1 protein-coding gene is annotated in these 2,568 nt (G+C 62.3%); it reads left to right on the forward strand.

Annotation, left to right across the window (positions count from 1 at the left end; all coding sequences use genetic code 11):
- The first annotated feature begins 1,667 nt into the window (after nt 1–1,667).
- Nucleotides 1,668–2,204: a hypothetical protein gene (locus O9255_RS11380; RefSeq protein WP_297866979.1), complete on the forward strand. Its 537-nt coding sequence runs from the start codon at nt 1,668–1,670 to the stop codon at nt 2,202–2,204.
- The last annotated feature ends 364 nt before the right edge of the window (nt 2,205–2,568 follow it).

The raw sequence follows: 2,568 nt of genomic DNA on the forward strand, positions 1-2,568 counted from the left end.
CGGACCGGGAATCAGCTTCTCAAGCAGCTCGTCGGGGAGAATGGATTCCGGCTTCGCCGCCGGCGGGGTTTTCTTGCGTGGCATGGGGGCTCCTGAACATCGTCATGGTAGGCCCCTCACACAAAAATCCTGACACCCTCCCGCATTGCGGCTCGACGTCATTCAAAAGGCAGCGCGGGGGGCTTCGCGCGGTTCAGGGCGAATACCGCTGGCTCGCTCCGGCGAAGCCTGGGCGGTTCAGTTCGCCCGTGCAGCGGTGGACATTACGTGGCGCGGCCTCCGCCAAAGGCCGACCGTCGACGGCGCGGCCATTTCGTGCACTACTGTCCGGGTGAGCCCGCGCCGAACCACCGCCACTAGCACCGTCGCCGCCGCCCGTGGCACCCTGCAGTTGGGAGTGGCCGGCACCTTGGCCGTGACGAGGCTCGCCGAAGCCGTTCACATGGCCGTGCTTTCCACGACGCCGCTCTTTCTGGGAAAGCACCTGACCCGTGGTGTCTATGCGGGCGTACGCGTGGCTGCAGGTGCCGTGGGTCAGGGGGGCGATTCACTACTCAGGTTCGTAGAGCGCCAAGTAAATCCGGGAGGCGATAGTGGTACGTCTATTCCCATGCCTGTGCCCTTGGACATCCAAGCCGTCTTGAACGGCATTGTTGGAGACCGATTGGTTGAAATGAATCACAGTGCCGCCTTGCCAATGCGCATCCGATCGCATTCGGCACGGCGATCGAGCAGAGATTCACCTGATTCAGGTGACGTGCTGTTCGTGCACGGGCTTTGCATGCATGACCGGCATTGGCAGGGAAATCACGCTCAGGCCGCCGACTATGGCGCCGCGCTTTCTCGGGATTTCGGGTTGACGCCTCTCTACCTCCGCTACAACTCGGGTCTGTCGATCGGAGAAAACGGTCGTCGACTGGCGACGCTGCTCGCCCAACGGAGCGCGAGATCGCGGAATGCATCGCGGCCATTACACATCGTCGCGCACAGTCTGGGCGGGCTCGTCGTACGGAGCGCCTTGGCGACGGCGGACCAGCGTGGTCATCGCTGGACATCTCAGCTGTCCAACGTGGTCTTCCTCGGTACCCCTCACGAAGGGGCGCCTCTGGAGCGCGCCGGGAAAGTGATCGAATCCCTCATGTCGATGAATCGCTTCTCCGCGCCATGGACAATGCTTGCGCGTCTCCGGAGCATTGCGATTCGCCAGCTCGGAGACGCTGAGGTCGGATCATGGCCCGAGAGACTTACTTCGCCACGAGTCCATGTTGTCGCCGGAAGCCAGTCTCAGTTCGGTCCCCGGGCTGTTCGGGACTATTGGGGTGATGGACTGGTTCCGGTGAGCAGCGCGCTTGCGGGTGGCGTTAGCGCCAGCGCGCTTCCAGTGACAAGCCGCTCGATACTGCAAGGCGTCGGACACCTGTCGCTGATACGGCATCCCGAGGTCCTGTCCATCCTTGGCCAGGCCATGCAGGAGTCGGGCTTGACGCGGAGTCCTCGGCGGCGCGAAACAGCTTTGAAGGGAAGGCGATGATTATTGGCAGGGCTCTGGGGGCATGCGGTTCTGCGGTTGGGCCGGAGCCTAGGATCAGCCTACGATGCCAACCGTCCCTGGTCGACGAAAGGGCCGGCTCCATGAGAGAGGTAAATTGATCACCGGCCCACCGTCCATGCCGCCCGTGCCTAACCTCATTGATCTGCACGTCCTGATGCTGCCCAGCGATGGCGCAGAGCCGCGCATCATCCAGCAGCTGAAGCGTGAGCCCGTCAATCTGGTTGTGTGCCCCGGCGTGCCGGGCCACATTGGGCAGGCGAGGGCGATGGCCTTCGAGCAGGGGACCGCTCCTTGGGTGGCCTGGGCCGATCCAGACGATTTGATCGAGCCGGGCATCTTCCAGTCGCTGCTTGCTGCAGCGCACTCCTCGCCTCAAGCGCACCTGGTGTTCGCGCACGAGTGGGCCATCGATACGTCTTCTGGAAAGCGGGAACGTGTCTGCGTTCCCCACCACGCGCTCATTGCCCGCCGTAATGTCGTGATGGAGCGGCTCGAGGTCATTCGCCAGCGGCCGCACTACTGCGAGGGACCGATCCACGCAATTGAGCCCCGACTGGAAGTGCCGGAAATCGGCTACCACTGGCTTCGGGCCCCCAAGTCGGCGTCTCAGACGCTAGTGAGGCGCCCAGTGCGCGCCCCGAATACTCAATAAAACTCAGAACTCCTTCATCCGACCCTAAACTTTTTCCTTCTTCCATGGATTCAGCAGTGTAGAACCCCGGCGCGAAGCCTTGGGGATGCACTATCGGAGTAGCGTGACCATGGCAGCGGTGATTTCGGGCAACGGATTGGGTCTGGGTGTTGCCGCTCGCTGAAAATTGACCAGCGAAACGGGGATCTGCGCATCGAAAATTGACCAGGGTGTTCAACCTGACCGTAACCTCCCCCTGATCGTGGACACCTGAGAGATAGAGCTTTCTGGCATGTTTTCCCCGCCAGGAGGTTCCATGAAGAAGTCGAAGTTCACCGAAAGCCAAATCGTTGCGGTGCTGAAGCAGGGCGACGCCGGCGTGCCG

Origin of the sequence: Silanimonas sp., assembly GCF_027530345.1 — a bacterium.
Classification (GTDB): domain Bacteria; phylum Pseudomonadota; class Gammaproteobacteria; order Xanthomonadales; family Xanthomonadaceae; genus Silanimonas.